At 63.7% G+C, this 16,307-nt stretch carries 6 protein-coding genes; 1 reads left to right on the top strand and 5 read right to left on the bottom strand.

Annotated features, from left to right (window positions below):
• Positions 1 to 65: 65 nt before the first annotated feature.
• Together hemB and NTD85_RS25735 are read right to left on the bottom strand one after the other, a co-directional pair.
• On the bottom strand, positions 66 to 1,040 hold the full coding sequence (hemB, locus tag NTD85_RS25740) for a porphobilinogen synthase (protein ID WP_003223551.1): 975 nt from the start codon (positions 1,038 to 1,040) through the stop codon (positions 66 to 68).
• Positions 1,041 to 1,283: 243 nt separating this feature from the next.
• Positions 1,284 to 1,982, bottom strand: a complete 699-nt coding sequence (locus tag NTD85_RS25735; protein WP_262143526.1) for a glutathione binding-like protein — start codon at positions 1,980 to 1,982, stop codon at positions 1,284 to 1,286.
• A 296-nt stretch (positions 1,983 to 2,278) separates the two neighbouring features.
• Between NTD85_RS25735 and NTD85_RS25730 the strand changes: the two genes are divergently transcribed.
• Entirely contained in the window at positions 2,279 to 2,953 is a 675-nt protein-coding gene (locus tag NTD85_RS25730; protein ID WP_045122368.1) for a hypothetical protein, read from the top strand.
• Between the two features lie 137 nt (positions 2,954 to 3,090).
• Here NTD85_RS25730 and mnmH read toward each other — a convergent pair whose 3' ends face one another.
• The 3 genes from mnmH to NTD85_RS25715 form a co-directional block, all read right to left on the bottom strand.
• Positions 3,091 to 4,194 (bottom strand): tRNA 2-selenouridine(34) synthase MnmH, encoded by a 1,104-nt coding sequence (gene mnmH / locus NTD85_RS25725; RefSeq protein WP_262143525.1) that lies wholly within the window; start codon positions 4,192 to 4,194, stop codon positions 3,091 to 3,093.
• Positions 4,194 to 5,228, bottom strand: a complete 1,035-nt coding sequence (gene selD / locus NTD85_RS25720) for a selenide, water dikinase SelD (RefSeq protein ID WP_103486128.1) — start codon at positions 5,226 to 5,228, stop codon at positions 4,194 to 4,196. The genes mnmH and selD overlap by 1 nt, the downstream gene beginning before the upstream one ends.
• 268 nt (positions 5,229 to 5,496) lie before the next feature.
• Positions 5,497 to 16,020, bottom strand: coding sequence for an autotransporter-associated beta strand repeat-containing protein (locus NTD85_RS25715; protein ID WP_262143524.1), 10,524 nt, complete (start codon positions 16,018 to 16,020; stop codon positions 5,497 to 5,499).
• Positions 16,021 to 16,307: the final 287 nt, after the last annotated feature.

Genomic DNA, 16,307 nt, shown 5'->3' with positions numbered 1-16,307 from the left:
CCCCCCCCCCCCCCCCCCCCCCCCCCCCCCCCCCCCCCCCCCCACAGGGGGTTCTGCGGTATTCGTCAGATCCCGGCCAATGCCAGATCCATCGCAAAGTAGGTGAAGATCAGATCCGCACCCGCGCGCTTGATCGCGCCCAGGCTTTCACGCACCACACGGTCCTCGTCGATCGCGCCGGCCTGCGCACCGAACTTGATCATCGCGTACTCGCCGCTGACCTGATACGCCGACAGCGGCAGGTTCGAGGCTTCACGAATGTCGCGGATGATGTCGAGGTACGCACCGGCCGGTTTGACCATCAGCGCGTCGGCGCCTTCCTGCTCGTCGAGCAGCGATTCACGCAGGGCTTCGCGGCGGTTCATCGGGTTCATCTGATAGCTTTTGCGGTCGCCCTTCAGCGCACTGCCACCGGCCTCGCGGAACGGGCCGTACAGTGCCGAGGCGAATTTGGTCGAATAAGCCATGATCGGAATCTGGGTGAAACCTGCGTCATCCAGCGCGCGGCGAATCGCCCGCACCTGACCGTCCATCGCCGCCGACGGGGCAATCACGTCAGCGCCGGCACGCGCCGCGGCCACCGCCTGTTTACCAAGGTTGATCAGGGTCTGGTCGTTGTCGACCTCGTGGTTGTGCATCACGCCGCAGTGGCCGTGATCGGTGTATTCGCAGAAGCAGGTGTCGGACATCACGATCATTTCCGGCACGGCGTCCTTGGCAATCCGCGACATGCGCGAAACCAGGCCGTTTTCGCGCCAGGTGTCGCTGCCGTTGGCGTCCAGATGATGGGATACGCCAAAGGTCATCACCGACTTGATGCCGGCACGGGCATAGCGCTCGATTTCGCTGGCCAGCTTGCGCTCGGGAATGCGCATCACCCCCGGCATGCTCTTGATCGGCACGAAGTCATCGATCTCTTCTTCGACGAAAATCGGCAGCACCAGATCATTCAGGCTGAACTCGGTTTCCTGGAACAGACTGCGCAGGCTCGCATTGCGGCGCAGACGGCGGGGACGTGCTTCGGGGAACTGGCTGGACATGGATCTTCCTGAAAACGGCAGATGAGACGAAAGTCGTAGGGGGCGAAGCTTATGCCTTCGGTGGGCGCAGGTACAAACCTGGATCAATCAAGAGTGCATTACCGAGGACGCAATAATCTGCGGGCGTCATCACTATTCCTGTGGGAGCGGGCTTGCTCGCGAAGGAGGTGTATCAGAAAAAGACGTGTTGACTGACACGACGCCTTCGCGAGCAAGCCCGCTCCCACAGGGTTATGTGTGGCCTCAGGAAGGAATGGTCAACCCGCGCACCACAGCCGGCCGTGCCAGAAAGCGCTCCAGCACCCGGGTCACGTTCGGGAAATTATTGATCCCGACCAGATCCCCCGCCTCATAGAACCCGATCAGGTTACGCACCCACGGGAACGTGGCAATGTCGGCGATGGTGTAGCGCTCGCCCATGATCCAGTCGCGACCTTCCAGGCGTTTGTCGAGCACGTTGAGCAGGCGCTTGCTCTCCTCGACATAGCGGTCACGCGGACGCTTGTCCTCGTAGTCCTTGCCGGCGAATTTGTTGAAGAAACCGAGCTGGCCGAACATCGGGCCGATACCGCCCATCTGGAACATCAGCCACTGAATCGTCTCGTAACGCAGCGCGCCTTCCTGCGCCAGCAACTGACCGCTCTTGTCGGCGAGGTAGATCAGGATCGCGCCGGACTCGAACAGCGGCAGCGGCTGGTCTTGCGGGCCGTGGGGATCGAGGATCGCCGGGATCTTGTTGTTGGGGTTCAGCGACAGGAACTCGGGAGACAGCTGATCCTGCGTGTCGAAGCCCACACGATGCGGCTCGTAGGGCAGGCCGATCTCTTCGAGCATGATCGAGACCTTGACGCCGTTGGGGGTCGGCAGGGAATAGAGCTGAATCCAGTCAGGGTACTGCGCGGGCCATTTGTGGGTGATGGGGAACGCGGACAGATCGGTCATGGGAAACATCCAGTCACATGGAAAGCAATGATCATAATGTAGGAGCTGCCGCAGGCTGCGATCTTTTGATCTGGCTTTAAAAACCAAGATCAAAAGATCGCAGCCTGCGGCAGCTCCTACACGAACCGTAACATCCTGCGGGTAAGGTGCCTGAACCAAACCGGCCTCAGAGGACTCTGAGCTATGCCTTTCGCACAGGAAGCGCAACACACGACATGGACAACATCCGGTGCTGGGAGCCCGCGGTGTAAGGGTTGGTCAACCCCAACCGAATCTGCTGAAGAATCCTTTATTCGATGACGAACCTCATGAGTTTCGCCAAACGCTTCAAACATCGCGCCTACGTGGCCCTGCCCTCCCTGCTGGCGGTCAGTGCGCTGACCTTGTCGCTCGAATCGAGCCAGATTCGCGCGCAACCGGTGGACGGCACCCAGACCCTGATTTTCCTGCGCCACGCGGAAAAGCCCGCCGGCGGTCTCGGCCAGCTCAACTGCCAGGGCCTGAACCGGGCGATCGAACTGTCGACCCTGCTGCCGGAAAAATTCGGCAAGGCCGATTACGTGTTCGCCGCCAACCCCACGCGCAATGTCGAGGAAGGCGAACAAGACAACTCCTACAGCTACATCCGCCCGTTGATGACCATCAGTCCCGCGGCGATCAAGCTCGGCCTGCCGGTGAACATCGAGTTCTCCGCCAACGACACCAGTGACCTGGCGCGCGAGCTGACCGAAGACAAGTACCACAACGCAACGATCTACACCGCGTGGTCGCACGGTTATCTGCCGGAGCTGATCAACAAGGTTGCCGGCAAGGCCGTCGGCGAAAAGCAGACCATCACCGATGACTGGGCGGCTGGCGATTTCGATTCGCTGTATGTGCTGACCCTGACCTGGCACAACGGCAAGGCCAGCCTGCAGAGCCACAGCTACAAGCAGGGGCTGGATAACGGCAAGGTGACTTGTCCGACTTGATTCTTGCGGTGCCTGTGCCGGCCCTTTCGCGAGCAAGCCCGCTCCCACACTGGATCTTCACTGGGCAGAAATTTTGTGCCTGACGCAGATCCCCTGTGGGAGCGGGCTTGCTCGCGAAGAGGCCCGCAAGAACACCCTCAAACCTGCTGATTCACCCGCTCGCGCAAATACTCCAACACCGCCCCGCGCTCCCCGGCAAACTCGATCCGCCCGCCCTTCTTCTCACGCTGGAACGCATACATCGGGTCGTAATACTCGCGCAGCAACACGCTGATCCAGTCACGGAACGCCTCGACCGATCCGCTGCGCGCCTGCTCCGCCAAGGCCTCTTCCATCTGCAGGAACATCCGCTGATGGCGTTCGCCGCCCAGCCGGCGCTGGATGTTGTTCAAACTCGCAATCAGCCGATCGGCATACAGCGCAAAGCCCTGCTCGCCATGCACCGCGACAAACTCGGCGTGCAGGTTGATCACATAATCCTGCAGAATCCGCTCGACCCGCTGCTCCAGGCTGTCTTCGAGCCAGACCATCGGCGCCACTTGCATGCCTCGGTACAGCGGCAATGGCAAGGCACAGCTGCCGACTACCCGGCTCTCGTCTTCCAGCACAAACTGCTGGATTCCGCCCGCGCGCTTTTTCAGCAGATCAACAGCCAGACGGTTTTCAAAATCGATGTTGGTCGGTTGGCCGGTGGCGCGCTTGCCGAAACTCGAGCCCCGATGATTGGCGTGGCCTTCCAGATCCAGACCATTACTCAACTGCACCAACAGTTCGGTCTTGCCGGTGCCGGTCATCCCGCCCAGCAGCACCAGATCGCACTCGGCCACGGCCTGATCGACCGTCTCCAGCAGGAACGTGCGCATGGCCTTGTAGCCACCGCCGACCCGCGGGTAATCGATGCCGCCCTGCTCCTTGATCCATTGCTGGACGATCTGCGAACGCAAGCCGCCGCGAAAGCAATACAGATAGCCGTCGGGGTGTGCCCGGGCAAACTCGACCCAACCCTGAATCCGCTGCTCCCGCACTTCGGCAGACACCAGCCGCTCACCCAGGGCGATGGCGGCTTGTTGCCCATGCTGCTTGTAGCAGGTGCCCACCTGTTCGCGCTCGCGGTCGTTCATCAGCGGCAGGTTGACCACGCCGGGAAACGCGCCGTGGGCAAACTCGACCGGCGCACGGGCATCCATCATCGGCCGGTCGTTGAGGAAAATATCGCGGTAATCGGTGCAGTCGAGTGTCATCAATTCACCTCGACTGCGTGGGTCTGTCGCTCGACCAGTTCGCCGATCGGCGCCAGGTCCAGGCCCAGTTCGGCAGCCACGGCGAGGAATTCGGCGTTGCCTTCGGGAGTCACTGCAATCAGCAGACCGCCGCTGGTCTGCGGGTCGCACAGCACGCGCTTGTGCAACTCCTGCAGACGGCCAAGCTTGCTCGAATAACTGTCGAAGTTGCGCAGAGTGCCGCCGGGCACGCAGCCCTGTTCAAGATAGTATTCGACGCTGTCCAGACGCGGCACGTGGTTGTAGCCGATGCGTGCGGTCAGGTGGCTGCCATCGGCCATTTCCACCAGATGCCCGAGCAGACCGAAACCGGTGACGTCAGTCATCGCGGCGACCCCGGCGAGTTTGCCGAAACGGCTGCCGGGCTTGTTCAGGGTGCACATCCAGTCGCGGGCCACACCAATGTCGCCGGGGCGCAATTTGCCCTTTTTCTCGGCGGTGGTCAGGATGCCGATGCCCAGCGGCTTGGTCAGGTACAGCAGGCAACCGGCGCTGGCGGTGTCGTTGCGCTTCATGTGGCGCTTTTCCACCAGACCGGTCACGGCCAGACCGAAAATCGGCTCCGGCGCATCAATCGAATGCCCACCGGCCAGCGGAATGCCGGCGGCGTCACACACCGCGCGCCCGCCGCGAATCACTTCCCGCGCCACTTCCGGCGCCAGCACATTCACCGGCCAGCCGAGGATCGCAATCGCCATCAACGGATCGCCGCCCATCGCATAGATGTCGCTGATCGCATTGGTCGCAGCGATCCGGCCGAAGTCGAACGGATCGTCGACAATCGGCATGAAGAAGTCGGTGGTCGACACCACACCGCGCTCGGCGTCGATCTCGTACACCGCCGCATCATCACGCGAGGCATTGCCGACCCACAGTTTCGGGTCAAGGTTCTGCGCACCGCTGCCGGCCAGAATCACTTCCAGCACCTGCGGGGAAATCTTGCAGCCACAACCGGCACCGTGGCTGTATTGGGTCAGACGAATCGGCTCGCTCATGGGAGAGTCTCTGGCAGTTGATGGGGCGGATTCTAGCAGAGCGCGGGCCGGCTGATTTTTGCGCTGACTGTCCGGCCCCCTTCGCGAGCAAGCCCGCTCCCACACTTGATCGCTGCCATCCGCAAATCCTGCTTTCACTGAAGATCCTCTGTGGGAGCGGGCTTGCTCGCGAAAGCTATCGACGGGTCACCACGATTTCACGACCGAACATTCTGTCCGGACCAAAAAAAACCGCCCTTTCGGGCGGCTAAAGTACTTCGACCATGATTCAGAAGCTTTGACTGAAGCTGATGTTGAACGCGCTGTCGTTGTTGTCGCTCGACACCTGGCCCGAGTAGCCGATGCCCAGCTTGCCGGTCGGGGTGACCTGGAAGTCGATGCCGGCTTCGAGCAATGCGCTGTCCTTGGCGATGGGTACGCCCTGGGTGCTGAACGAGGCGCCGCCGTCGATGAAGGTCAGGTCGGCGTCAGGTTTGGTGTCGCCGTAGGCATGTCGCCAGCCGATGGCCGCACGTGGCGTCAGTTGGCTGCCGTTGGCCAGGGTCACCAACTTGCCGACGCGTACCCCGAGGGTCGAGTAGGTGATGTCCTGATCGGCATCAGCCTTCAGGCGCCCCACTCCACCTTTTTCCTTGCCGGTGTCGCTGTCGTAGTTGACGTAGGCAAGACCGGCGAACGGTTCGATGGCAACGCCTGCCGCGTTGATCGCGTAACCCACTTCACCGAACACCTGCGCACTGCGTGCGTCGTAATCGGCCTTCAGGCGATCGTTGTAAGTACCGACGCTGACATCGCGTTTGGTCTCGATGCTGTGCCAGCTGTAAGCCGCGCCAAGGCGCACCGCCAGTGCATCGAATTGCGAGTTCAGATAACCGGCCAGGTGGTAGCTGTCGACCTTGGCATCCGAGTTGCGATCATGCGCGTTGAGGTTGCTGCGGGTGTAGCCGGCCGCCATCCCGGCACGCCAGGTGTCATCCAGCGCCTTGTCGGTGCCGAGCATGAAACCGCCGAGGTTGCGATCGACTTTCGCCGTGTTGCTGTCGCCGCCCATGTCGCCCCAGGCACCGATAGCCCGGATCCAGCCGACCATTTCACCGTGGCAGCCGTTGCTGCTCAGTTGCGTGTCGCTCGGTGCCAGGGTTTTGCGTGGATCATCCGCGGCGCTGCACGACGGCTGGCGCATGCGGTCATTGACCGCCTCGCGGATGAAGCGCGAGTCCTCCAGCATGGCGCTGGCGGTGCTGGCGTGGATTTCACCCGACAGGCTGTCGAACGCATTGCGCGCACCGGCCACGCTGAGGTTGACGATCTGGTTCTGCAACGCTGCGCCGGCCGCACCGTTATTGGACAGTGCCGTGGCGGTGCCGCGCTGGTTGCCCGTGGCAGCGACATCGGCGAACGAGTTGCCGTTGCGGCTCACGGCCAGGGTGACCGAGTCGGCACCGTAGACCAGCGAGCTGTCGAGGAACGCGTACTGCGGCAGATCGGTGGCACTGAAGGTGCCGGTCACCCCACCGCCTGCAGTGATCAGCGAGTAAGTGGTGTTGCCGGTGAACGGCGCCAGGCTGTTGACCACCAGGCCGCCGCCCAATGCCGCCGTACCACCCACCGCCAGCGGTGTCGCGGTTGGCGAGCTGACGGTCAGCGCCAGTACACCATCACTGCTGTTGGTCAGGTTGCCGGCCACGCTCAAGGTGCCGTCCGCGCCACCGGAAGCCACCACACCGTGGTTGACCACTGAGCCGACGCTGCCATTACCGCTCAGGCCTGCGCCGTTGGCGACCGTGACTTGTGCACCCAACGAAGCCCGGGCCGCACGGCTGCCGACTTGCAACACGCCTTGATCGACCGAGACGGTGCCACTGAACGGCTGATTACCGGTCAGCAACAACGTGCCGGCGCCGCGTTTGGCCATCGCCCCGAGTCCGCTGAGGATGCCGTTGAACTGGCCATTGGCATTCTGCTGGAACACCAGTGTGGCGTTGTCGGTGATGTTGCCTTGCAGGCTGGTGGTGTTACCGATCAGCGTACCGCCACTGACGGTGGTACCCCCGCTGTAGGTGTTGGCGCCAGTCAGTACAAGGGTGCCGGAATCGAGTTTCTCGATACCGCCGGTGCCGATCAGCGGCACGTCGATTTCAGCACTTGCCCCGGCATTGACCCGCACCGGCGCCAGACTGCCGTCGGCACCGTTGACCGGCGTCAGCGTACCGCCAGCCCCCGGAGCCAGACTGTAGCCGCTGGTGAGGAACTGCAGGCCAGTGAAGTTTTGATTGCCCTGCACGGTGACTGTACCAGCCTGACCGCCGAACACCGCGAACTGACCATTGGACGCCAACGCTTGCGTACCGCTCGGATCGGTCCAGTTGGTGCCCGGGCCCCACACGCCGCTACCGCCACCAATGCTGCCGTCAGGATTGGTGGTGCCACCGTTCCAGAACTGCACTTCACCCGGTGTGCCCTGCACCAGCAGGTTGACCTGATTGGCGATGGCGGTTTGCAGCGTCAGGTTGGCCGCCGATACCGGCAGGCTGCCGTAGACCAGACCGTTGTCGGTCAGGCTGCCGCCGTAGCGGAACAGTTGATAGACCCCGGTACCAAAGCCGCCGGCATTGCTGATATTCAGCGTGCCGTCGAGGGTCAGGTTGCCGGCGACGTTGACCACGGTGGTTGAGCTGGTGGCCGAGCCGAGACTGAAGTCCAGGTTGGTGCCCGAGGACAACGCCAGCGAACCGACCGACAACGGTGTGACACTGCCGCCACCGATCAGCGTCGCACCACTGGCCAGTTGCACGTTGCCGCCCAGTTGCCCGCTGCCGCCGACTTTCGCGCCGCTGGCAACGTTGACGTTGGCGCTGTTGAGCACGCCATTGACGATCAGGTTGCCGGCCTGCACCGAGGTGTTGCCGGTGAAGGTGTTATTGCCGGTCAGGAGCAATTGGCCGGTGCCGGTTTTGTTCAGCGTGCCGGCGCCGGTGAGGTTGCCGGTATAGCTGCCGTCGGCGTTCTGCGCGAAGGTCAGCGCCGCGTTGTTGACGATCGCGCCTTGCAGGCTGCTGGTGTCGCCGGTGGTCGTGCCACCGTTCAGCGTGGTCCCGCCGCTGTAGGTATTGGCGCCACTCAGCACAAGATCACCGCTGCCGTTTTTCACCAGACTGCCAGTGCCGGTGACGGCGCCAAGCAGTGTGGTGTTCTGGTTACCGGCCAGGGTCAGTTGCGAGCCCAGATTGATCGCGTTGGCCAGTTGCAGCGCCGAAGTGCTGTCGAGGGTGCCGTTGCCGGTCACGTTGAGTGCACCGCTACTGATTGCGCTGTTGTTGCCCAGCACCAGCGTGCCGCCTGCGAGTTGAGTGCCGCCGCTATAGGTGTTGCTGCCGTTGAGCGTCAGGCTCGACGCCCCGGTCTTGATCAGACTGCCGCTGCCGCTGACTACACCACCGAGGGTCAAGGCGTTGCTGCCGGCGACGGTCAGGCCGCCGTTGAGTACCACGTTGTTGGCCAGGCTGACCGCGGCGTTGCTGTCCAGTGCGGTACCGTCCGCAGCGGTCAAAACACCGCTGCCGAGCGCGGCATTGTTGCCGACCACGATCTTGCCGCCATTGAGCGCGGTGCCACCGGTGTAGCCGTTGGCAGCGTTGAGCACCAGCGTACCGGTGTCGTATTTGCCGAGGGTGCCGCTGCCGTTGAGCGCGACGCCGACGGTCGCGGTGGCGTTCGGATCGACGCGTACCGAGGCATTGCCCAGCGAACCGTTGACCAGGTTCAGCGAACCCGCCGTGCCGTTCTGCAGGCTGTAGCCGTCGGTGACGAACTGCATGCCGGTGATGGTTTGCGCACCGTTGACGGTCACAGTGCCCGCCGTTCCCTGGAACACCGCGAAGTTGCTGGTCCAGGCCTGATTGGTGATGCCGTTGACGTCGGTCCAGTTGGTGGTACCGGTGCCCCAGGTGCCGCTGCCGCCATCGACCGAACCGTTGGCGATCAGTTGATTGCCGTCCCAGAACTGCACGGTGACGCCCGGTGCACTCACCAGCAGATTGATCTGGTTGGCCAGCGCCGTTTGCAGGGTCAGATCGCCAGGGGTCACGCTGCCCGGCACAGTGCCGATCAGCATGCCGTTGTCAGTGAGGCCGCCGGTGTAGTTGATCAGGCGATACACGCCGCTGCCGAAGCCGCCGATATCGCTGACATTCAAGGTGCCGTCGAGGGTCAGGTTGCCGCCGACATTCACCAGCGCATTACCGCCACCGGAGACCGGTGCACCCAGGCCGACATCGAAGTTGGCGTTGCCGTTGAACACCAGCGAATCCACCGACAGCGTGCTGCCGGTGACAGCTGCCAGATGCCCGCCATCGGCCACGGTCACGGCGCCGGTCAAGGTGCCGCTGCCGCCGAGAGTGCCGCCACTGTTGACCAGCACGTTGCCGCTGGCCAGCGAACCGTTGACCTGCAGGGTGCCGGCGTTGACGTTGGTATCGCCGGTCAGGTCGCTGATGCCGCTGAGCGTCAGCGTGCCAGTGCCGAGTTTGGTCAGGCCGCCGTCGCCGCTGAGGACACCGGCGAAGGTGCTGCTGACGTTGTTGCCACCGAGGCTCAGGGTGTTGCCGGTGCCGATCAACGCGGTACCGCTGCCGGTCAGGCTGGCGAGGCTGCCCGAAGCGCCGAGATTCAGCGCCGCGCCGCCCGCGAGATTGACCGTGGCGTTGTTGCCCAGCGCCGAATTGCTCAGGGTGGTCAGGCTGCCGGACAGCACATCGAAGGTGCCGCTGAAGGTGTTGTTGCCCGACAGCGTTACATCGGCCAGACCGTTTTTGGTCAGGGTGCCGGCCCCGGCGATCACACCGCCGAGGGTCAGGTTGTTGTTGCCGGTCAGACCGAGGTTGGCATTGAGGTTGATGTTGTTCGCCAGCACCAGCGGGGAGCTGCTGTCGAGACTCGAAGCGCCAGCCACTGTCAGCACACCGCTACCCAGTGCTGCGCCGGTGCCGAGGGTCAGCGTACCCGCATTCAGCGTAGTACCGCCGCTGTAGGTGTTGATGCCGTTGAGCGTCAGGTTCGACGTGCCGTTCTTGATCAGCCCGCCCGCGCCACTGACCACGCCAGCGAGCGTCAGGTTGTTGCTGCCGGTGTTGCTCAGGTTGGCGTTGAGCACCACGTTGTTGCCCAGGCTCAGCGCAGCGCTGCTGTCCAGCGCGGAGGTACCGGCCACGGTCAGGTTGCCCAGGCCGAGTGCCGAGTTGCTGCCAGCGGTCAGGGTGCCCGCCGTCAGCGTAGTGCCGCCGAGGAAATTGTTGTTGCCGCTCAGGGTCAGGTTGGACGCGCCGTTCTTGGTCAGGCTACCCGCACCGTTGATGGTGCCAGCCAGGGTCAGATCGGCATTGCCGCCAATGCCGAGGTTGCCGGCAAGGTTTACCGCGTTGTTCACCGAGACTGCTGTGCTCGCATCCAGCGTGGTGCCGCCAGCCGCGTTCAGCGTGCCGGAACCCAGCGCCGAGTTCGACGCCAGAATCAGTGCGCCGGCATTCAACGCCACCGGCCCGAGAAAGGCGTTGTTGCCGCCAAGGGTCAGGCTCGCCGCGCCATTTTTGATCAGCCCGCCGGTACCGCCGATCACCCCGTTGAGGGTCAGCGCATTGCTGCCGACCACGGTCAGGTTGCCGTTGAGCGTTGCCGCGTTCGCCAAAGTGACCGCTGTGTTGCTATCGAGTTGTGTGCCAGCGTTGGCGGTCAGCGTGCCGCTGCCCAGCGCGGTGTTGCTGCCGACGATGATCTTGCCGCCGTCCAGTTGCGTACCGCCGCTGTAGGTGTTGGCGCCATTGAGCACCAGGATACCGGCGTCGAGCTTATTGAGGATGCCACTGCCGTTGATGCTGGCGCCGATGGTCGCGGTCACACCCGGATCGACCCGCACCGCCGTGGTCCCACCACTGCCATTGACGGCGGTCAGTTGTCCCGCCGCGCCGTTCACCAGGTTGTAGCCGTCGGTGAGGAACTGCATGCCAGTGAACAGCTGCGTGCCATTCACGGTCACAGTGCCGGCGGTGCCCTGGAACACCGCGAAGTCGCCGGCCCAAAGTTGGTTGACCAGGCCGTTGGCATCGGTCCAGTTGGTGCCGACCGCGTTCCACGTGCCGCTGCCGCCGTCGACCACGCCGTTGGCAATGGTCTGGCTGCCATCCCAGTAACGGATGTTGCTGTTCGGGGCCGACACTTGAATGTTGATCTGATTGGCCACACTGGTCTGCACCAGCAGATCGCCGAGAGCGTAACCGACCGGCACACTGGCGACGTCCAGCCCCAGATCCGTCAGGGCACCGGTGTAGTTGAACAGACGATAGACACCGACACCGAAACCACCGGCATCAGTGACATTGAGATTGCCGTTGAGGGTCAGGTTGCCGCCGACGTTCATCAGTGACGTGGTCGACGGTGTCGCCAGCGCCACATCAACGTTGCTGCCCGCACCGAGGGTCAGATTACTCGCCGACAGGGTGTTGCCCGACGACAGCGCCAGATGGCCGCCGTTGTTGATGTTCACCGTGCCGATCGCCGAGCCGGTACCGGTCAAGGTGCCAGTATTGTTGACGTTGAGCTGTGTACTGTTCAGCGATCCTGTGAGGTTGAGGACACCGCCATTGACCGTGGTGTTGCCGGTAAGCCCGCTGATCCCGGTGAGGTTCAGGGTGCCGGTGCCGATTTTGGTCAGGCCACCGCTGCCGCTGAGATCACCGTCGAAGGTGCTGCTGGTGCTGACCCCGCCCACGGTCAAGGTGTTGCTGCCGGTGAGTTGCACACTGCCGCTGCCGGACAACCCGGCCAGGCTGGCATCGCTGCCCAGATTGAGACCGGCGCCGGCGCTGATGTTCACGCCGGAGGTATTGCCCAGTGCAGCGCTGTTCAGCGTGGTAACGCTGCCGGAGATGATATTCACGGCGCCGGTAAAGGTGTTGCTGCCGGCCAGCGTCAGATCCGCCAGACCGTTTTTGGTCAGGCTGCCGGCACCATCGATGATGCCGTTGAGGGCCAGGTCGTTATTGCCGGCCACCGTCAACCCGGCGTTCAAGGTGATCGCATTGCCGATGCCGAACGAGGCGCTGTTATCCAGGGTCGCCGCGCCGCCGACGGTCAAGCCGCCGCTGCCCAGACCGTTGGCATTGCCGAGGGTCAAGGTACCGGCGTTGAGGGTGGTGCCGCCGCTGAAGGTGTTGTTGCCGTTGAGCGTCAGGTTGGCCGCGCCGTTCTTGATCAACTGACCGCTGCCGCTGGTGACACCGCTGAGGCTCAGGTTCTGCGTACCGCCGATGGTCAGCGCAGCAGTGAGGCCGATGCCGTTGGTGAGGTTGACCAGCGGCGAGTTGCTGTCCAGCGTCGCCGCGCCAGCCACCGTCACGGCGCCGCTACCGAGTGCCGAACTGTTGCCAACGGTCACGGTGCCGGCATTCAGCGTGGTGCCGCCGCCGTAACTGTTGGCCGCATTGAGAATCAGATTGGCCGTGCCGTTCTTCACCAGGCTGCCGGCGCCGCTGACCAGACCGGTCAGGGTCAGATCTGCCGTGCCGCCGATGTTCAAGGCACCGGCCAGCGCCACCGCGTTGTTCAGGCTCGCGGCGGTGTTGGCGTCCAGCGTGGTATTGGCCGCCGCGTTCAGCGTACCGGCGCCCAGCGCGGTGTTACTGCCGACAATGAGTTTGCCAGCGTTCAGTGCGGTGTTGCCAAAATAGGTGTTGGCGCCATTGAGGGTCAGGTCGGCGGCGCCGTTCTTGATCAACTGGCCGCTGCCGGCGACCACGCCGCCGAGGGTCAGCGCATTGCTGCCGCCGACGGTCAGGGTGCCGCCGAGGTTGACATTGTTGGCCAGGGTCGCCGCCGTGCCGGCATCCAGCGTGGTGCCGTTCGACGCGTTCAGCGCGCCAGTGCCGAGTGCGGTATTGGAGCCGACGATCAACGAACCGGCCGTCAAAGCGGTAGTGCCGGTGTAGGTGTTGTTGCCGTTGAGGGTCAGGCTCGACGCACCGGTCTTGATCAATCCGTTGATGCCGCTGATCACCCCGCCGAGGGTCAGCGCGTTGGCGCCGCCAGCGGTGAGGTTGGCATTGAGAGTGATCGCATTGTTCAGCGTTACCGCCGAGCTGCTGTTGAGTGTTCCTGCCCCGGCCACGGTCAGGGCGCCCGAGCCCAGCGCAGCGCCGTTGCCGACGGTCAGGCTGCCGGCATTGAGCGTGGTACCGCCGCTGTAGGTGTTACTGCCGTTGAGCGTGAGATTGGCGGTGCCGTTTTTCACCAGTTGGCTGATACCGCTGATCACACCACCGAGGGTCAGCGCGTTGCTGCCGCCAATCCCCAGGCTGTTGTTGAGAATGACGTTGTTGTTCAGCGTTACCGCCGCATTGCTGTCGAGCGTCGCCACGCCGCCGACGGTGATGTCGCCGCTGCCGAGCGCCGCATTGGCGCCCGCCGTGAGGGTGCCGGCGTTCAACGCGATCGGACCGAGGAAGGTATTGGCGCCATTGAGAATCAGGTTGGCTGCGCCGTTTTTGGTCAGTCCGCCGCTGCCGCTGACAATACCGCCCAAGGTCAGGTCGGCGCTGCCGCCGATGTTCAGGTTGCCGCCGAGGCTGACGGAGTTGGTCAGCGCCACGGCAGTGCTGCTGTCGAGGGTGGTGCCTGCCGCCGTGGTCAATGCGCCAGTGCCCAGCGCGGTGTTGGAGCCGACAATCAGCGTACCGGCGTTGAGCGCGGTGCCGCCGGAGAAGGTGTTGTTGCCGCTGAGGCTCAGGTTCGCGGTGCCATTCTTGATCAGGTTGCCGGTGCCGCTGACGACGCCGCTCAGGCCCAGTGCCTGGGTGCCGCCGATGGTCACTCCTCCCGCCAGCGCGACGGCGTTGGCCAGGGTCACCGCGGTGGTCGCATCCAGCGTGGTGCCGGCCGCCGCGCTCAGCGCACCGGTCCCCAGCGCGGTGTTGCTGCCAACGAACAGGCTACCGGCGTTAAGCGCCGTACTGCCGCTGTTGGTGTTGTTACCGGTCAGGGTCAGGCTCGCGGTGCCAGACTTGGTGATGCCGCCAGTGCCGGACAACACGCCACCCAGGGTCAGGGCGTTGCTGCCGAGCACGTTGAGCGCGCCGGTCATGCCGATGTTGTTGGCCAGCGTGACGTTGGCGGTGCTGTCGAGGCTGGTGCCGGCGGCGGTGTTCAGCGCGCCGCTGCCGAGTGAGTTGTTGTTGGTCACCAGCAAGCTGCCGGCGCTCAGGGTGGTGGTGCCGGTGTAACCGCTGTTGGCACCGCTGAGGGTCAGGCTGCCGCTGCCAGTCTTGGTCAAGCCGCTGCTGCCGGTGATCAGGCCGCCGAGCGTCAGTGAACCGGTGCCGCCGGCCGTCAATGTGCTGCCGAGGCTGATGGCGTTGCCCAGATTGATCGTGCCGGGTGCGCTCAAGGTTGTCGCGCCGGTGACGTTAAGGGTACCGGTGCTCAGCGCCAGATTGTTGCCCAACTGCACGGTGCCGCCGTTGAGCGTGGTGTTGCCCAGGTAGGTGTTGGCAGCACTGAGGCTCAATTGCCCGGCACCGACTTTGGTCAGGCCACCGCTGCCGGAAATCACTCCGCTCAGAGTCGTGGCGTTGGTGCCCTGCACGGTCACGCCACCGGCGCCGAGGGAGATCAGATTGCTGATGTTCAACCCGGCGTTGCTGGCCTGCAGGATCCCGCCGTTGGAGGTGAGCACCCCGCTGCCGAACGTGGCGTTGTTGTTGAACTGGGCGACACCGCCATTGAGCGTGGTCGCACCGCTGACCAGTGGCCCCTGCAAGGTCCAGGTGCCGCTGTTGATGGTCAGGTTGTTGAAGTTGACGTAGGTGGCGCTCGACGCCGTGCCGACCCCGGTGGTGCCGCCGCCGACGCCAAGCGGGTTCTGCAGAATCAGACTGTTGGTGCCGCCAGCGCCGCCGTCGACAGTACCGGTCGGGGCGAAGGTCAGGTTGATGCCGATCAGCCCGCCGAGACCGACGCTGATCTGTACACCGTCACCGACCTGCACCGAAGAACCCGTCACTGCAGTAAAGGTGTTGGTGCTGGCAGCGCCCATCGACACGCCACCGGTGATCGCGCCGGCGTTGGTGAACGTGTTACCCGCCGCCGAGGTTTCGAAGGCGACGCGGCCAGTAATGGTGCCGGTGCTGCTGTTGGTCATGTTGACCTGCGAGCCGCCGTAGACGCCAACCACCGGAGTATCCGCCAGGGTGATGCCGCCGACCGAGAGACCGGTCGAGGTGATGGTGCCGTTGTTGGTGATGGTGGTTGTGCCAGCCGCGGCGTTGTTCACCGCAATCCCCAGACCATCGATGCTGGTCAGGTTGAGCCCGAGCAACATGCCAGTGCCGCGAATGATCCCGCTGGCGTTGTTGAGCACACTGACCGTACTGGTCGCACCGGTGCCAATGAACGCACCGCCGCTCAAGACCGACACAAGCCCGATAAAGGCAGGGTCAATGGTGCCGGAGTTGTTCAGAGTGATGTTGACCCCGGTCAGGTCCATCACGTGGCCGCCGAGGGTCGCATTCATTGCCGCCCCCGAGTTGACATTGACCGTCAGACCGTTGGTGGCACTGGCGAAATTGTTGAGAAACAGCGGCAGCGTCGGCACCCCGGTACAGGTCACCGTGGAACCGGCCGTGGAGCAGGTGGCCAGTGCAGGTGCACTGACGCCGCCGAACAGTAGTCCGGCGACGCTCAGGTGCACAGCAAGGGAAAGTGGGGAAAAACGCGAAACGAGGGCGACACCAAACCTTGCTTCCACGGGCTACTCCTTGTCGTGGCCAAATTCTTCCTTGAAGGCGTGGGAAACGTGCTTATTCCACACGCGAATCAAGACTGCGACGGTCATCACAAAACCGCGTCTTGGCTGACAAGCTAGTAGACGCCCCGCGATGGGGCACTGATTAAATGGTGTTAATACTTTAATACTAGGGCCGTCTAGAACGAGGGTTTCGGCCCGTAAACACTGGATTCGACGACAACTGACCACCCCTGTGGGGGGGGGGGGGGGGGGGGGGGGGGGGGGGGGGGGGGGGGGGGGGGGGGGGG

The sequence above is a fragment of the Pseudomonas sp. 13B_3.2_Bac1 genome, assembly GCF_025466205.1.
Lineage (GTDB): Bacteria > Pseudomonadota > Gammaproteobacteria > Pseudomonadales > Pseudomonadaceae > Aquipseudomonas > Aquipseudomonas fluorescens_H.
Note: the sequence above shows the minus strand (reverse complement) of the source record. Positions and strands in the feature narration are given on the sequence as shown.

Bases quoted from the DNA above. Each gene is read 5' to 3' on its own strand.
- NTD85_RS25730 (WP_045122368.1), top strand. From the start codon at position 2,279: ATGACGAACCTCATGAGTTTCGCCAAACGCTTCAAACATCGCGCCTAC.
- hemB (WP_003223551.1), bottom strand. From the start codon at position 1,040: ATGTCCAGCCAGTTCCCCGAAGCACGTCCCCGCCGTCTGCGCCGCAAT.
- NTD85_RS25735 (WP_262143526.1), bottom strand. From the start codon at position 1,982: ATGACCGATCTGTCCGCGTTCCCCATCACCCACAAATGGCCCGCGCAG.
- selD (WP_103486128.1), bottom strand. From the start codon at position 5,228: ATGAGCGAGCCGATTCGTCTGACCCAATACAGCCACGGTGCCGGTTGT.
- mnmH (WP_262143525.1), bottom strand. From the start codon at position 4,194: ATGACACTCGACTGCACCGATTACCGCGATATTTTCCTCAACGACCGG.